The organism is Amycolatopsis sp. (assembly GCF_035546795.1).
GTDB lineage: Bacteria > Actinomycetota > Actinomycetes > Mycobacteriales > Pseudonocardiaceae > Amycolatopsis_E.
Window position 1 is genome coordinate 228484 of record NZ_DASZWC010000039.1, and the last position, 15623, is coordinate 244106.

The following is a 15623-nucleotide window of genomic DNA, read 5'->3' on the forward strand; positions in this document are numbered from 1 at the left end:
ATCACGTCGACGCGTCGCGATGGTTTCTTGCCTGAAGGAGGTTGATGGTGACGACTTCGGTTTCGACCGCTCAGAACTCGTCGGCGAAGGACGCGTTGGCGAGTGCGTGGAGTGGCCGCGATGGCACCGGCAAAGCCCCTTCTCGCGTGAGCGGCACGAATCGGCGCCGGAGCGTACCGCACCTGCTGCTCGGTGTGCTGCTGGTGGTGGCGTGTTCTGCGGGCGGAGTGCTGGCCGGGATGCAGTTGGGCGACCGCGAGAACGTGCTGGTGTTGGCTCGTCCTGTTGCTGTGGGGCAGGTGCTGTCGGCGCAGGATCTCGCGCAGGTGAGCATGGCGGACGACTCCGGAACGGACGTCGTCCTGGCATCCGCTTCGTCCACAGTGGTGGGACAGCCGGTCGCGTTCAGTTTGCCCGCCGGCTCGTTGGTGACGCGTTCGGTGCTCGGCTCACCACAGGTCCCGGCGCGGGGCACCGCGATCGCCGCGGTGGGCTTGAAATCCGGCCAGTTCCCACCCGACCTGACGCCTGGCACTACCGTTCTCGTGCTTACGACCCCACCGCAGGGCGCCACGACGGGAACGCAGAACACACAAACCTCGGCCTGGACCGCGGTGGTGACCGGCATCGTCACCCGCGAGACCGAGCAGACCACAGTTGTGTCACTGCAACTGTCCGAATCGGACGCTCGGGTGTTGGCCTCGGCACCCGCCGGACAGCTCAGCGTGGTGGCGATCTCGGGAGGTGGCCACTGATGCTCGTCGCAGTCTGTTCGCTCAAGGGATCTCCTGGCGCCACCACGCTGGCGACCGCGCTGGGCGCCCGCTGGCCGGCGCGCGAGAATCCGATCCTGGTCGAGGCCGACCCCGCCGGCGGCGACCTGATGGCCCGCTTCCGCCTAGCCGACTCGCCGAGCCTGGTCACCCTCGCCGTCGCGGCCCGCCGCAGCACCGACCCAGGGCTGCTTGCCCAGCACACGCAACAACTTCCCGGCGGCTTGTGCGTGGTGATCGGACCGGTCGGCGCCGAGCAGGCCCGCTCCGTGCTGGTCGCGGGCGGGTCCACCCCACTGCGGCGTGCCGCCGACCAGCCGGGCACGACTGTCATCGCTGACTGCGGCCGGGTCGACCCGGACTCGCCCGCGCTGCCCATCATCCGGAGCTCCGACGCGATGCTGCTGGTGGCCCACCCACACGATGACGAACTCGCCCACGTCGCGCTCAAGCTGCATGACGCCCAAGGTTGGTCGCGTCGGCCCTGTTTAGTGCTGATCGGCGACGGCCACCCCACCCGAGAAGTCTCCCAAGCCTTGGGGATCCCGGTGATGGGGCGCGTGCCGCGCGACGACAAGGCCGCCGCCGTGCTATGTGGACACGCCAACGGCCGACGCAGCCCCGCCACATCCAAGCTAGGTCAGTCCGCCGCCCGGATCGCGACGCTGACCCTGGCGCACTGGGATGCCAGCCACCGCAACAGCACCGGACCGCACGTGGCGCATCCACAGACGACGGGTTCCGGCGCACCGAGCGTCGGCACGGCTCTGCAGTCTCTTGGCCCCCAGGCACGAAACGGCACTGGAACATGAGCACGCACGCCTTCGACGACCCACTGGTTTCGCACACGTCAAACGGGGCCGACCCCCACTCGGACCGGCTAAGCCTGCCCGGCCCGGCAGAGCTTCCGCACCGACCGAGCGGCGAAGTCGCGGCCGTGGTCCGGCTGCGGCAGCGGCTGCGCCAGGACCTGTCGGAGAAGCTGAGTGAGCGCATCCGGGCTGACGAGAGCGCCGGCCGCGCCCCGATGGGTGGGCAGCAGCGTCGCCAGATGGCGCAGCTGATTTTGCAGGATGCTGCCGAGGCCCACGCTCGAGCGGAACTGAAGAACTCGGCGGACGGCGGGATGCTGGTCGGACCGGAGGTCGAGCAGCGGGTGATCACGGCGGTGCTCGACGAGGTGTTCGGCCTCGGCGGCCTGGAGCCGCTGCTGGCCGACCCGGAGATCGAGAACATCAACATCAACGGCTGCGACCGGGTGTTCGTCCGCTACGCCGACGGTCGGCGAGCCCGCCTCGCGCCCGTGGTCGGCTCGGACACCGAGGTGGTCGAGCTGATCCGGGACTTGGCCGCCCGCAGCGGCGTGGAGGAGCGGCGCTTTGATCGAGGGTCGCCCATTGTGAACTTCCAGCTTCCGACGGGGGAGCGGGTGTCGGCGGTCATGGCGGTCACCGCGCGGCCGTCGGTGTCCATCCGACGGCACCGCTTCCGGAACGTCACCCTGGCGCAGTTGCGGGAGATGGGGACGATTGACCTCGCGTTGGAGTCGTTCCTAGCTGCGCTGGTCCGGGCGAGGCTGAACGTGCTGGCCACCGGCGGCACCGCGATCGGCAAGACCACGTTGTTGCGGGCTCTGGCCTCGGCGATCCCACCCTGGGAACGCCTGATCACCATCGAAGACGTCTTCGAACTGGGCCTGGGCGAGGACGCCGACGCGCACCCGGACGTGACCGCCATGCAGGCCCGCGAGCCCAACCTGGAAGGCGTCGGCGAGATCTCGCTGTCCGATCTGGTGTGGCAATCGCTGCGGATGAGTCCGGACCGGGTGATCGTGGGCGAGGTCCGCGGGCCCGAAGTGATCCCGATGTGCAACGCGATGAGCATGGGTAACGACGGCTCCATGGGCACGCTGCACAGCAGCTCCAGCCGTGGCGCCTTCCTCAAGCTGGCCGCCTATGCGGTGCAGGGGCCGGAGCGGCTGCCGGTGGAGGCGACCAACCTCCTGGTCGCCAGCGCCCTGCACTTCGTGGTGCATCTGGACAAGCCACGGGATGATCCGAGCAAGCGGGTGGTGTCCTCGATCCGCGAGGTCGTCGACGCCGATGACCGGCAAATCGTCTCGAACGAGGTTTGGCGGCCGGGCCCGGACCTGCGCGCCGTGCCGGGCGCCCCGCTGCGCACCGAGACCCTCGATCTGCTCGCCGCAGCCGGCTACGACCCCGATCTCGCCGAGCGCCGCGACGGGTGGTGGCGGCCATGACCACGACCGCGGCATTGTTCGGGCTGCTCGGCGCCGGTCTGGCCGCCGGCATCTTGCTCATCTGGACCGGGCTGCGCGGCCGTCCCCCTCGCGGTGCTCCGGCTCCGTCGCGGTGGCGCACGTGGTGGGCTGCGCACCACGACCGCAAGTTCGTGGGCGCTCTAGTGGGCGCTGTGATCACCGGTTTGGCCGTTGGCGCGGTGACCGGCTGGGTGGTCGGTGCCATCCTGGCCGCGCTCGCGGTCGTCAGCCTGCCTCGAATACTCGGAGCCGGCAGCGATCACAAGCGCAAGCTCGCACGCATCGAAGCGATCGCGTCGTGGACGGAGATGCTGCGCGACACCCTGGTCGCCGCCGCTGGTCTGGAACAGGCCATTCTCGCCACCGCCCCGGCCTGCCCGGCGGCGATCCGCGAGGAGATCCCCGAGCTGGCCGTCCGGTTGGAACGCGGCGAGCGCCTGGCGCCGTCGCTGCGCCGTCTCGCCGACCAGCTCCACGACCCGACCGCTGACTTGGTGGTCTCCGCGCTCGTGCTGGCCGCCGAGCACCAGGCCCGCCAGCTGGCAGACCTGCTCGGCGAGTTGGCCGGCGAGGCCCGCGAGCAAGCGTCGATGCGGATGCGGGTCGAAGCGGGGCGGGCGCGCACCCGGACCAGCGTGCGGGTCATCGTGATCACCACGCTCAGTTTCGCAATCGGCCTGGTGCTGCTCAATCGCGGCTACCTCGCCCCGTACGACACCGGGTTCGGTCAGATCATGTTGCTGCTCGTCGGGGCGCTGTTCGCTGGTGCTTTTGCTTGGCTGGCGAGGATTGGGCGCCTGCGGGAGCCCGAGCGGTTCTTGACCGAACTGTCCACGATCCGCACGCGCAACACAGCTGGTGATGTCGGTGACCTGCTCGCCGAGAAGGGAGCGTCCTCGTGATCAGCGGTCTGTTGTGGGGCGCGGGGCTCGGTGTTGGGCTGTGGGCGCTGGCGGTCTACCTGTTCCCGCCGCGGCCACCGCTACGTACCTTGGTCGATCGTCTCCACGCGACGCCCACGCCGCCGCCGATCGTCGCAACTGACTCCGACGGCTGGGTGCGACGGGTCGGCAAGCCGTTCATCAAGCCACTGGCCGCCGTCGGCTTGCCGAACCGCAAGTTGCGCAATGACTTGGCCGTGACCGGCAAGAGCGTCGAACACCACTTGGCAGAGAAGGCGACGCTGGCGTTGACAGGGCTGCTGCTGCCACTACTGATGCAACTGTTGCTCGTTGTCGCGGACGTCAGTGTGGGCTGGGGGGTTCCCGCCGTCGCGAGCGTCATCTTCGCATTGGGTGGATTCTTGCTTCCGGATATTGCGGTTCGGCAGGAGGCCGAGCGGCGCCGCTCGACGTTCCGGCATGCGTTGTCGGCCTACCTCAACCTGATTCGGGTCCTGCTGGCCGGCGGCGCCGGCGTCGACGGCGCGCTGTCCGACGCAGTCAGTATCGGCCGCGGCTGGGCCTTCCAGCAGCTACGCCGCGCTCTACTCACCGCCCACATCACCCGCGCCACCCCGTGGACCACTCTCGGTCAGCTTGGCACCGAACTCAACGTGCACCAGCTGTCCGAACTCGCTGCATCGGTCAGTCTCGCCGGCACCGAAGGCGCTCGCGTACGGGCCAGCCTCGCCGCCAAGGCGGCGGCATTGCGCATGCGCGAACTTACTGATGCCGAAGGTGAAGCCCAGGCCGCGACCGAACGCATGAGTCTTCCGGTGGTGATGCTGTTCGGTGGATTCCTTGTCTTTATTGGGTTTCCAGCTCTCGCCAGCGTGTTAGGAGGGTTGTGAACTGTCCATATCGGACCTCGAACCTTACGGGAGGCAGTGATGTTCACTGAAGTCCAGATCCTCCTCGCCCGCATCCGGGCCGAGCTGGAGCGACTGCACCGCGACGACACAGGATACTCGACCGAAGCGGTCGTGGTCACGGCTCTGCTGGCGGCGCTGGCGATCGCCGTCATTGCGATCATCGCGATCAAGGTCACTCAGCGTGCCAACTCGATCAGCTTCTAAATCAGTGACTGGCACGCCGAAGAAGCGTGAGTGTCCATATTGGACCCACGTGCGTCACTCCCTGTGCCGACTGCGCACGGATCAGCGGGGCGCCGGCACGGTCGAACTCGTGATCGCCATGCCCCTGCTGTTGCTGCTCATCCTGCTCATCGCGCAGTTCGCGCTGTACGAGCACGCCACCCACATTGCCCAAGCGGCCGCATCCCAAGCGCTCTCCGCGGCTCGAGTGTCCGGTGGCAGTGCGGCGGCGGGCAACACCGAGGGGCAGCGAATCTTGACGCAACTGGGAAGTGGCCCGCTGCACGCTACGTCGATCAATGTCCAGCGAGGCAACAACCAAGCCTCCGTGACGATCAGCGGAGAAGTACTCAACACCATTCCATTCGTGACGGTCACGGTTCACGCGGAAGCCGTTGGGCCCGTTGAGAAATTCACCTCAGCGGTCGATACCGGAGCAGCGCCATGACCGCGGTCCCCGACCTGCCAACCTTCGCGGCCGCGGTGCGTGCCCGGGTCCGTCTCCTGCACCGCGACGAACGGGGATCGGTCGCCGCAGAACTTGCCTTACTCACGCCGCTGCTGGTCCTGCTGCTGTTGTTCATTGTCTTGTGTGGACGGATCGCGGACACCGAACTCCGGATCAACGATGTCGCCCACCAAGCCGCCCGCGCCGCCACCCTGGCCCGCACCACAACACAGGCCACCGCGAACGCCCAGTCCACCGCCAGCGCGGCGCTGGCATCGGCAGGAATCACCTGCCACTCCTTGACGGTTTCCACCGACACCCAAGGGCTTAAGCCTGGCTCCACAGTGACCGTCACCGTTTCCTGCAGCGTCGGACTCGGCGACTTGACCATGCTCGGCGTCCCGGGTACGCGCGTGTTCCGGGCGAGCTTCTCCTCACCGGTCGACGTGTGGCGCGGCACAACCACCCTCGCGCGGGGAGCAGGCGGGGGATGAACGCAACCGTATTACTGCGACGCCGCATGGGCCGGCTGCGCGAGGACCAGAACGGCCGGGTGACCGCGTTCGTCGTCATCCTCGTCACCGCGATCCTGCTGTTCGCCGGCCTCACCCTGGATGGCGGTCTCGCTCTGGCCGCCAAGGTCCGCGCGATCGGTGAGGCACAGGAAGCCGCTCGAGCCGGTGCCCAGGAGATCGACCTGGCCGCTTACCGCGCCAACGGCGCCCTGCGGCTGGCGCCGCAGCAGGCCAGTGCAGCCGCCCGCGCCTACCTGGCCGCCGCGGGCCACGCTGGCACCGTGTCCGTCGCCGGCGACACGGTGAACGTGACCGTGACAGTCAGCCAATCCACGAGGCTGCTCGGACTTGTCGGCATCGACTCGCTCACGGTCACCGGAACAGGCCAAGCCCAGCCGCAGCGCGGAATATCCGGACCAATCCCATGATCACGCGCTGCCGCTCGAATTGGATGCAGCGTATCAACGGAGGAGGACAGCAGCATGGCGACAATCGAGGAGATCGCACGTCGCGTCGAGGAAGCCGACGCTGCCCGCAGCGCGAGGAGGTCCGCCGCGGCGAAGCGGGTCGGCGAGCTGGCCCAACAACGTGCCGATGTTGCCGAGCAACTCGGCGACATCGAGCGAGAACTCGGCGACGTACTCGCGGAATCCAGTGACGTCATTGAGATCGACGAGCTATCCCGGTTCACCGAACTACCGGCCGCAGACCTCGCCCGATGGCTCGACGCCCGAAAGACGAGCCGCACCAAACGCAAGCGTTCCACAGCTGGCGCACCTGCCACGAAGAAGGGCGCGAACGAAGGACCCGCCGGAACAACGAGACCGGCGGCACGCCAGGCGACCACGGCGCCAGAGCCCGCCATACCTCGCGCCGACACCGTGACCACGCCCGCGCGGGTGACTGCGGCGGCAACATGACGGCGGCCGGCCGCTGCGACCGGGCTGCCGGAAGGGCATCCACCCGACCATAAGTCCCGTACTGCCAAGGAATCGAGCACGAATGACCGCATACACTTCTCCACGGAAGCTGACACGGGGCCGCTACGCCGGGCGGGTGCTGACCGTCGCGTTCCGGTTTGTTGGCCGGGTCGTGCGCGGCGTACTTGCCGGCATCGTGCTAGTAGCTCTGGTGGCCGGTCTGCCCTGGGCCCTGGTGCGCTTCGTGGGCTGGCCCCTGCCCGACCACATCCCGACCCGGGACGAAATCGAAGCCACCCTGCTCAACCCGATGAGCGCGCAGTTCCTCCTGGACGCCCTGGCGTGCCTGTGCTGGGTCGTGTGGTTCTTCTTCGCCGTCGACGTGGCACGGTGCGCCGTCGACGCGGCCCAGGGCTTCGCGTGGCCGGAATTCCGGCCGACTGGTCCCCTGCGGGGAGTCGCCGCGGCGTTGATCGGCACCGTCGTGCTCACCGTGCTGGGCAACCGGACCCCCACCGCGCCGCCGACCACCGCGGCGGTGCTCAGCAGCGACCTGACGCCGATCGCGGTTACGGCCCCGCTGCATCCCAGTCCAGCACAGCCCTCAACCGACACACCGCAGCAGGCCACGATGACCCTCGACTGGGCCGCACCGGCACCACCGGGGAAGGTGGTGGCCACCGAGGAGGTTCGTCTCCCACACCCCGAAGGCGGGACAGTGGTGTACGACAGCCTCTGGCGGGTCGCCGAGCGAATGTTCGGCGACGGCAACCGCTGGCCCGAGCTCTTCGCACAGAATCGGGGGGTGGTCCAGTTCGATGGTCGGGCCCTGACCCAGCCGCACCTCGTCCGCCCCGGCTGGAAGATCACCGGCTACATCCCCGCGCCCGCCCCGCCAGCTGTACAGCTACCCGTCGAGCAGCAGCCACCGGTCTCACCGAGCCAGCCATCGAAGACCGCCAGTCCCACGCCAGCCGCCACCCCGCCGCCGGCGCGGAGCGCCACCCAGGCCCCGGCCAGCGGCTCCAACACGGGCGCGCACACTGGTGAGCAGGACAGTGCCCGGCAGCCCGGCCTGGACCTGCTGACGGGTGTCTTCGTCAGCCTGCTGCTGGCTGGCGTGATCAGTGCTGCCGCGGTGTCCGTGCGGATTTGGCGTCGTCGCCGCTACCGCATCGGCAGCGGCGACCGCTCCGACCTCCGTCGGCCGATCGCTCCCGTGGTTCGTGCCCTGCGCGCCGCCCACGACAGCGACGACGGTACGGCCAACCTCGACGACCTGGATGTCGTAGAGGCGACGCCGCCTTCACCGGTGAGGATCCACATCACAGACGCTGGCAAAATCGAGCCAGATGACCAGCCCGTTGGCGTGCCTGCGCGAGTCGGCGTGCGCGGCGGCCGCGAACTCGCGCTCAACCTCGCCAGCACCCGTGGTCTCGGCCTACTTGGGCCCGGCGCGACTGCCGCCGCCCGTGCGCTCCTGCTGCATCTGTTGGCCCAGCACATCCAGGACGGCGCGGATGTCCGCGTCCTGTTGCCGGCGCCCGACCTGCCGCTCATCTTCGACAGTGCCGATGTCGCACGTTTGCCGTCTGCGGTCAGCGTGGTCAATTCCCTCGACGTCGCCTTAGACGAGATGGAAACGGAACTGGTCACCCGGACCCGTCACCGCGTTGACGAAACCACCCCACGACCCCGGTCGGGCACGCTCGTCCTGCTCGGCAGCCCGTCCGCGTATGCTGAACGCCGGCTGCAGGCCGTTATGGATAACGGCTCCACCCTCGGTATGGCCGGCGTCCTCCTCGGCCAGTGGCGCCCTGGTGCGACCGTCCGCGTCCGCCCCGATGGCATGGTCAGCGCGACCAGTCCCGGTCTTGGCGACAGCCTGTCCGGAACCCGCCTGTTCACCCTGCCCGCCGCAGACACGACCGAGCTGCTCGCTGTGCTACGCGAGGAGGAAGGACCCGCCGACCATGCACCGAAACCAGGTGAAGATCGCGGTAAGCCGTCGTCCGCTCTCGGTGACGCGCCCACCGATGTCGCTGTCGACGAGCCCCACCCGTCGGACGAGAACGACACGTTCGATGAACTCACACGGCTGGAACTGACCGAACGGCCGGACGACACCGGGCGCACCGAGGCGGAACCGGCGCCGCGACTGCGGGTGCTCGAGGTACAGCCCGCGCCAGTCGAGATACCGCCCAGCTCCGCGCCCCCGACACGCATGGCGGGCGCTGGCAGCAACGATGTTCACACCATGGGTGACAGCCAGGACCGAGTTAACGCGGCGTCCTACGGATCGCCGATCGAGGAACGCCAGGAGGACGTGCGAGTGTCCGAGCCCTCCGTGACGCCGCCGCTGGCGCTGCGCGTGCTCGGACGAGTCGAGCTGGCGTTGCGCGAAGACGGAGCTGCTCGGGAGCTCACCGGGGCGTTGACCCGCAAGCAACGCGAGGTCCTTGTCTACCTCGCCCTGCATCCCGACGGTGCGCGCCGCGACGCGATCAACGACGCCGTGTGGCCTGATAGTCCAATTTCCCGGCCCTTCAACAGTTTCCACAACGCCCTGTCGACACTGAGGCGGGCGCTGCATCAGGCCACCGAGGGCAGAATCGGCGAGATCATCATCCATGACGACGGCCGATACCAACTCGACAGTCGTTTTGTGACGACCGACTACGGGCGATTCCATGCCGCCCTCGGTGCCCGCGGCGGCGCGAGGGACGCCGAGCGTATCGACGCACTCCACCAGGCTGTCGCCCTGTACACCGGTCACCTGGCCGAGGACGTGACCTCCTACTGGATCGAGGCCTACCGCGAAGCCACGCGCCGCGATGTGCTGGACGCACTGGGCATCCTCATTCGCGCCTACAGCGAAAGCAGGCCGGACGCGACGCTCGCCCTGCTGGAGAAGCTGCGCACCCTCGATACGTACAACGAAGGCGTCTATCGCGACATCATCCGTACCCAGGCCCGGCTCCGCCAGCACGACGCGATCGGGCGAACGCTGGCGCTCCTGGTGAGCACCCTCGACGAATTGGGCCAGCACCCGAGCCAGAACACGGTCAACCTGGCCAAGTTCCTACAACGGCAGGGCACCGCGGGCCGCTCACCGGCCGCTGGTGGTGCCGCCGCGAGCTGACCAACCGTGCGGAGACCTATCCGGTCACGGATGTGCGTCCGGCTCGTCCGCGGGGGCCAGCTGGGGATTCACGGCCTTGTCCTCGCGCTCCTTGGCCCGCGCGCGCCGCGCGTGCTCAATCAGGTCGGCGTGCTCGTCGGCCCACTCGGTCATCGGCAGCGCCCTGTCCAGAACCTGCACCGCGGCCGGCGTGATCTCATAGAGCACGGAGCGCGGGAATACCGCCGGCTCTTCGAACCTGCGTACCAAACCGCTCGCCGTCAGCCGCAGCAACGTGCCGCTCAATACCCTACTCTGCAGACTGCGACGACCACCGGACCACGGATCGAACCCGCTCGCCTCGTCAATCGTGGCCAACAGCTCCTTATAGTGCAGTGGTCCTGACCGCAATGCGACAAGAATATCTGGTATCCACTCCCCGTTCAGCAGATGCCGAAGATCGTGCAGCCGCTGCAAATAGCTCGTGTCCCCGGTTACCATCCTTGCACTCCTACATGTATTTACTCGGATCGCTCGCACCGTTGACAATTCCGAACCTGTCAAGGTCGGAAATGGAGTGCCTCCTCTCCGCGATTCGACGATGTAAACTGGGCGAGTCACCTGCCGCCTCTGTTGATCAGCGCCAGGACCCTCCAGGTTACGCCGAACGGAGGAGCGTCTGCAGTGTGGTTCTACCTAGTACAAGCTGGTAAAACTACTCATTGTGGCCAGTTAGTAGATCAACACTACAACTGGTAGTCGTCGCCAGGTGGGGTTTCCTGGCGAGTTACCTGGCTACGGTCCTGTCGAGCTGCCTCCTAGGCGGGTAGACCCCTGAGCAGGCGGTTCGCCCCTGTCGGTCGATGCGCGGCCCCTACCGATGCTGCGGCCGACTCGGTAGCCGGCAGGCACCTGAATAGTGGGTTGGTGGGGTGTGCGGCGCTGGTGGTTAGCAGGCTCTGTGGGAGTGATTTCGGCATTATTTATTGCGTGGTTCTGATTCCGTGGCGCCGTTTCTTTCTTCTCTTCCTCTCATTTTTTGACCATTGGTCCCTGTCGACTCGTTCCGCTCGGCAATCGGCTGCGATGTGCCAGAGCTGCTGCCGCCGACGGGGAGTCTCCTGATCGACAATTGTCGGCTGTCCGACAGGTTTCCGAGCTTTTGCGCAGCAATAGGAATTTCCGGGGAGAATGCGCACAATTTAAAGGTCACGGAATGGCAACGGTACAACACGACACTTGCGATATGTATTGTTACAATGTATTGTAAGACATGTAAGCAAGACGGACCGGGGAAGCGGTCAAGGTAGGGCGTGAGGACCGGGCACGACGTCCCGCGAGCGAACTACCGCAGCTGCCACTCTTGCGAATGTCGCGTGTCTTACATGAATTCCATGGGCCCGTTGGGCCCAGTTGATGACAGAGCGAATAGTCCACGTTCCTTGCGTGATCAGCGCTTGTGAGTGCTAGGTGTGCTTGCGCCGTCCGTCCACGGATGGAATGCCGCCCCTAAGCGCATAGGCCAATGTCAACCAGCAAGGTCCGATAAGAGGTCAACGAACGTGCAGAGCGTTCACCGCGTAAGCGGGACAGATTAATGGGGCTATTCGACGTGCTCAAAATGGCACGGCAAAGCGTGACGGGTGTGGATACCGAGATCACGCGTCAAAGCACCGGACCCGTGGGGATACCTAGGCGAGCGTGACTCACGCCATGACCCTAGAGAAAACGTCGTGATCCAAAGGATGACAGGAATGCGGCGGGGACGGACAGCGCGGCCTAGTGAGAGTAGGCCACACATATCAACGAACAGGTTGCAGCACGGCTGATAGGCAGAGCACGTGGATATGTTCCGCCACTGCCAAGAATCGACCGTGCGACACTCTACTTAGGACGATACGGCCTGGTAGACACGATGGCCACCCGTACATAACGAGATTGCCGGAAACAGGCACTCGTACTTGTCGCGCTTGAGAGTTCCTTTGCGTGCCATATTTCGGGTGTTCGGGTTCGATTCCCGCGCGTATCGCTGTGCGCAATAAAAGTTTCGTGTCGCGCACTTCCATTACAGGCGAACCCTGGCAGGGACCGCAATTCCCTGCCAGGGTTCTTGACATATCAGAAGGTAGCTCTGCTATGCCCGCCACAACTATAGACCCGGTCACGTGCTCCGAGTGCGGGGACCCGGTTTCCGAGGTGCGGTCAACCGTCGGCGGTGCCGACATCTGCACGGACTGCGCCAGCGAGAACTACACGTCGTGTGACCGGTGCGGCGACTACGCGTCATCCACCGAGACCACCGTTGACGGCAACGAGATCTGCGATCGGTGCGCTCGCCGGTATTTCACCGAGTGTGATCGGTGTGCACAGATGAGCCCCGATCACGACACCGAAACCGCTGCCGACGGCTCCAACGTCTGCCTCTCGTGTGCCAGCGACGCCTACTGGCGTTGCGAGGGGTGCGATGAACTGATCGATTGCGGCGACTACTGCTCTTGGTGCGAGGAGAACCTACCTGAGTCGTCCGACTTGATCTACAACTACAGCTACAAACCTGAACCCAAGTTCCACGGCACAGGACCGCTATTCCTGGGGCTGGAACTGGAAATCAACACGTCCGGCGGCTATCTGACCGACTGTGCCGAGACAGCCATGTCCAGCTTGTCATCTCTCGGGTATCTGAAAGAGGACTGCTCGATCGATCATGGTTTCGAGATCGTCACTCACCCCATGTCCTATGACTGGGCAATGGATCATTTCCCCTGGGACATGCTGGCCAGGCTCGAGCGAGAGGGCTGCGATGCGGACGGCAACGGGTTGCACGTCCATATCAGCCGTGCCGCGTTCACCTCACCCTGTCACGTCTACCGGTGGATGAAGCTCTTCTACCGCAATGCCGACGAGGTGACCACCGTCGCCCGGCGCGTGTCTGACCAGTGGGCGGCGTTCGACGCGACAGCCAGGAAGCACGTCAAGGATTACGCCAAGGGCGCCAAGGGCGCCCGCTATCAGGCAATCAATACCCAAAACAACGACACATTCGAGCTGCGCGTGTTCGCGAGCTCGCTCAACCCGCAAGAGGTCAAGGCAGCCCTGGGGCTGGCGGCCGCATCCGTGGAATACACCCGCGATCTCACGGTATCCGACATTGCGCGAAACGGCGCATGGGAGTGGATGCCGTTCGTGGCGTGGCTGAATGACCACCCCGGGTATGAGCCGTTAAGCCGAGAATTGGAGGACCTTTCATGTGTCTGCTGAGTTTCTATCCAGCCGACGTCATGCCGGATACCGACGCGTTGTCCAACGGGGCATACGTCAATGACGACGGCCATGGCTTCGCGATCGTCGCAGGCAAGCGCATCATCGTGCGGCGCGGTATGGATGCCGAACGGATGGTGGCCGAATTCGCCCGTATCCGCAGCAAGCACCGCAGCGGCCCGGCGCTGTTCCATAGTCGTCTGGGTACACACGGGACCCTCACGAAGGCCAACTGTCACCCGTTCCGCCTCGGTCACGACAGCCGTACTGTGCTGGCTCACAACGGCATCCTGCCCAAGTCAGTCCAGCCGAAGAAGGGTGACAAACGTTCCGATACCCGCATTGCCGCAGAAGACTTCTTGCCGCGAAGCCCGTTCAACTTGTTCGACTCCCAAGGTGCCCGTGACGTCCTGGCCCGATGGCTCACTCGCTCGAACAAGATCGTGATCTTGACCGTCAACCCACGCTACCGGCACAACGCGTACATCCTGCACGAGGAACGCGGCATCTGGGACAATGGAATCTGGTATTCCAACAGCGACTACCGTGGCGTTGACCCGACTTGGGCCACACCGGCAGAATGGGAATCGTGGCTGGCCCAGACGGAGCACGACCAATGCCTGACATGCCGCGAAGTCGGCGTCATTGACACAATCACGAGGTTCTGCCGAGTGTGCGGCACCTGCGATGACTGCGGTGAAGAAGACGGCCATTGCGTGTGCTACATGCCAACGACACTGGCCGATCACGCCCATCGCCGCGACCTCGCCCATGACACGCTTACCGGATAGTCGTCACGCATCGGCGAACCACCGCCGGATGACCAGCATCGAACCCAACCGCACGCGGCAGTCGGCGGTGTGACGACGTTCGGCATGTCCCTGATTGTTGCATGAACGCCACTGGGTCAAGTGCCCTGCAGAGTCGTACCGAGTCCTTTTGTTGTTTAATGCCGCTCGGGCGGCTGGCCCTTGACGGGCGCAACCGCCTGAGCCATTTCACACGAACGGCTATTGTCGTAACCACCTCCTGCAATTCTTCGTGTTCCCACCGCCATGGTGGCCGCGACAGGGCCGCCGCACTCGTCACAAGCGGTCGTCTGTCGAGGTGCCTGGCTCGCCAACGGTGAGGGACCCGGCGACGGCACGCGTGTGCTTACAGCGATCGCCGGCACTCGCACACCCGCGACCTCACCGACGGGAACACGAGCGCCGGAGGCGCCCAATAGCGGTGTCCCAGGTCGGGACGATCCGTCCTGCCCTGGGAGCGGCACACCACCTCTTTTCGTGAGTGAGGAATCTGCGTCCACGTCGGCACGCGTCTCGTGGGCGAGGCACGTGCCCGGCTCGGCGCACCTCATCTCGGAGTGCTAGCCCAAGGTGTCTCGTGATACGGTCCCGGAAGACGCAATACTGGGGAGCCACGCCTCCCGGCCCGCAACAAGGAGGCCGCGTGAACCAGGAGGAACACCTCGCCAAGCTCCGCGCCCGCCGTGCGAGGGTGGACGCCATTCAGGGCGCGCTGGAAGCCGTTCGCGAGCTCGAGGGCATTCTTCAGCGCATCCGTGAGCTGCTCAACGTGCAGCTCACGGCTGAACGTGCCCAGCGGCGCGGCGAGATCAAAGAGGCTGACAAGGCTGGCGTGCCCAAGACGCGGATTTCCCGTGCGGTCGGGGTCAACCGCCCCAACGTCTATCTCATCCTCAAGGACCAGCCCGACGACGAGGAGTAGTTCGCCATCGCTAGCGGATGCCGTGGTTGCCACGAGCAGCTCCGCTGTTTCCTGGTGGCTGGCGTGACGCCGTAAGCCATAGTGACCGCCACACAGGTATGAGCGGGACGGCGAGGTCATCCCTTCCGTGTAGCGATACCCCGGACACCGTACGGCTCGAATTCAAGACCGACTATGCCCCGACGCGCCGGTGTCGCGCGTGCGGAGAGGAGCTGACCGAAACGCCGGACGGCTTCGAGACCGCGTCGGGTGTTATGGCATACGTCGACCTTGAACCGCTGGCCAATACCGACAATGGCCACGGCGACGGCCCGCACGATCCGGACGGTATCTCGTTGTCCAGGTGCAACAGTGCCGCAGTCCACGCCGACGAGTTGGGATCCCGTCACGGCGTCCATTTCAGTCAGCGACGCACGCGGTGTTTTGCCTTCACCGTCCGAGATAGGGGCAAGGACGCCGAGGGTGACCTTGCCGGATACCTGATCCTGCACACACCCCGCGTGCCGGACAACCGTTGGCGCGCATCGCCTTGACACCGCTG

16 protein-coding genes are annotated in these 15623 nt (G+C 65.9%); 14 read left to right on the plus strand and 2 right to left on the minus strand.

Going from position 1 to position 15623, the window contains the following annotated elements; genetic code table 11:
• The first annotated feature begins 44 nt into the window (after positions 1-44).
• From VHD82_RS22905 to VHD82_RS22955, 11 genes are all read left to right on the plus strand, one after another.
• Positions 45-755: an SAF domain-containing protein gene (locus tag VHD82_RS22905; protein ID WP_325707435.1), complete on the plus strand. Its 711-nt coding sequence runs from the start codon at positions 45-47 to the stop codon at positions 753-755.
• Positions 755-1585 carry a chromosome partitioning protein gene (locus VHD82_RS22910; RefSeq protein WP_325707438.1) on the plus strand — a complete coding sequence of 277 codons (831 nt, stop codon included), beginning with the start codon at positions 755-757 and terminating at the stop codon, positions 1583-1585. The genes VHD82_RS22905 and VHD82_RS22910 overlap by 1 nt, the downstream gene beginning before the upstream one ends.
• Positions 1582-3033 carry a CpaF family protein gene (locus VHD82_RS22915; protein WP_325707441.1) on the plus strand — a complete coding sequence of 484 codons (1452 nt, stop codon included), beginning with the start codon at positions 1582-1584 and terminating at the stop codon, positions 3031-3033. The genes VHD82_RS22910 and VHD82_RS22915 overlap by 4 nt, the downstream gene beginning before the upstream one ends.
• Positions 3030-3956: a type II secretion system F family protein gene (locus VHD82_RS22920; protein ID WP_325707444.1), complete on the plus strand. Its 927-nt coding sequence runs from the start codon at positions 3030-3032 to the stop codon at positions 3954-3956. The genes VHD82_RS22915 and VHD82_RS22920 overlap by 4 nt, the downstream gene beginning before the upstream one ends.
• A complete protein-coding gene (locus VHD82_RS22925; RefSeq protein ID WP_325707447.1) occupies positions 3953-4846 on the plus strand; it encodes a type II secretion system F family protein in 894 nt (297 codons plus the stop codon). The genes VHD82_RS22920 and VHD82_RS22925 overlap by 4 nt, the downstream gene beginning before the upstream one ends.
• 39 nt (positions 4847-4885) lie before the next feature.
• A complete protein-coding gene (locus VHD82_RS22930) occupies positions 4886-5071 on the plus strand; it encodes a hypothetical protein (RefSeq protein ID WP_325707452.1) in 186 nt (61 codons plus the stop codon).
• A 49-nt stretch (positions 5072-5120) separates the two neighbouring features.
• A complete protein-coding gene (locus VHD82_RS22935; RefSeq protein ID WP_325707455.1) occupies positions 5121-5537 on the plus strand; it encodes a TadE/TadG family type IV pilus assembly protein in 417 nt (138 codons plus the stop codon).
• Positions 5534-6031, plus strand: coding sequence for a TadE/TadG family type IV pilus assembly protein (locus VHD82_RS22940; RefSeq protein ID WP_325707458.1), 498 nt, complete (start codon positions 5534-5536; stop codon positions 6029-6031). Before VHD82_RS22935 ends, VHD82_RS22940 begins: the two co-directional genes overlap by 4 nt.
• Positions 6028-6480 carry a pilus assembly protein TadG-related protein gene (locus tag VHD82_RS22945; protein ID WP_325707461.1) on the plus strand — a complete coding sequence of 151 codons (453 nt, stop codon included), beginning with the start codon at positions 6028-6030 and terminating at the stop codon, positions 6478-6480. The genes VHD82_RS22940 and VHD82_RS22945 overlap by 4 nt, the downstream gene beginning before the upstream one ends.
• Positions 6481-6534: 54 nt before the next feature.
• Positions 6535-6972 carry a hypothetical protein gene (locus VHD82_RS22950; protein ID WP_325707464.1) on the plus strand — a complete coding sequence of 146 codons (438 nt, stop codon included), beginning with the start codon at positions 6535-6537 and terminating at the stop codon, positions 6970-6972.
• A gap of 82 nt (positions 6973-7054) precedes the next feature.
• Entirely contained in the window at positions 7055-10114 is a 3060-nt protein-coding gene (locus VHD82_RS22955; protein ID WP_325707467.1) for a BTAD domain-containing putative transcriptional regulator, read from the plus strand.
• A gap of 24 nt (positions 10115-10138) precedes the next feature.
• Here VHD82_RS22955 and VHD82_RS22960 read toward each other — a convergent pair whose 3' ends face one another.
• Positions 10139-10594 (minus strand): transcriptional regulator, encoded by a 456-nt coding sequence (locus VHD82_RS22960; RefSeq protein WP_325707470.1) that lies wholly within the window; start codon positions 10592-10594, stop codon positions 10139-10141.
• A gap of 1869 nt (positions 10595-12463) precedes the next feature.
• Here VHD82_RS22960 and VHD82_RS22965 point away from each other — a divergent pair.
• From VHD82_RS22965 to VHD82_RS22975, 3 genes are all read left to right on the plus strand, one after another.
• Positions 12464-13351 carry a hypothetical protein gene (locus VHD82_RS22965; protein WP_325707473.1) on the plus strand — a complete coding sequence of 296 codons (888 nt, stop codon included), beginning with the start codon at positions 12464-12466 and terminating at the stop codon, positions 13349-13351.
• Positions 13339-14142: a class II glutamine amidotransferase gene (locus VHD82_RS22970; RefSeq protein ID WP_325707476.1), complete on the plus strand. Its 804-nt coding sequence runs from the start codon at positions 13339-13341 to the stop codon at positions 14140-14142. Before VHD82_RS22965 ends, VHD82_RS22970 begins: the two co-directional genes overlap by 13 nt.
• 661 nt (positions 14143-14803) lie before the next feature.
• Positions 14804-15082, plus strand: coding sequence for a hypothetical protein (locus VHD82_RS22975; RefSeq protein ID WP_325707479.1), 279 nt, complete (start codon positions 14804-14806; stop codon positions 15080-15082).
• A gap of 116 nt (positions 15083-15198) precedes the next feature.
• Here the strand turns inward: VHD82_RS22975 and VHD82_RS22980 are convergent, their stop codons facing one another.
• A complete protein-coding gene (locus VHD82_RS22980; RefSeq protein ID WP_325707482.1) occupies positions 15199-15573 on the minus strand; it encodes a hypothetical protein in 375 nt (124 codons plus the stop codon).
• Between the last annotated feature and the right edge of the window lie 50 nt (positions 15574-15623).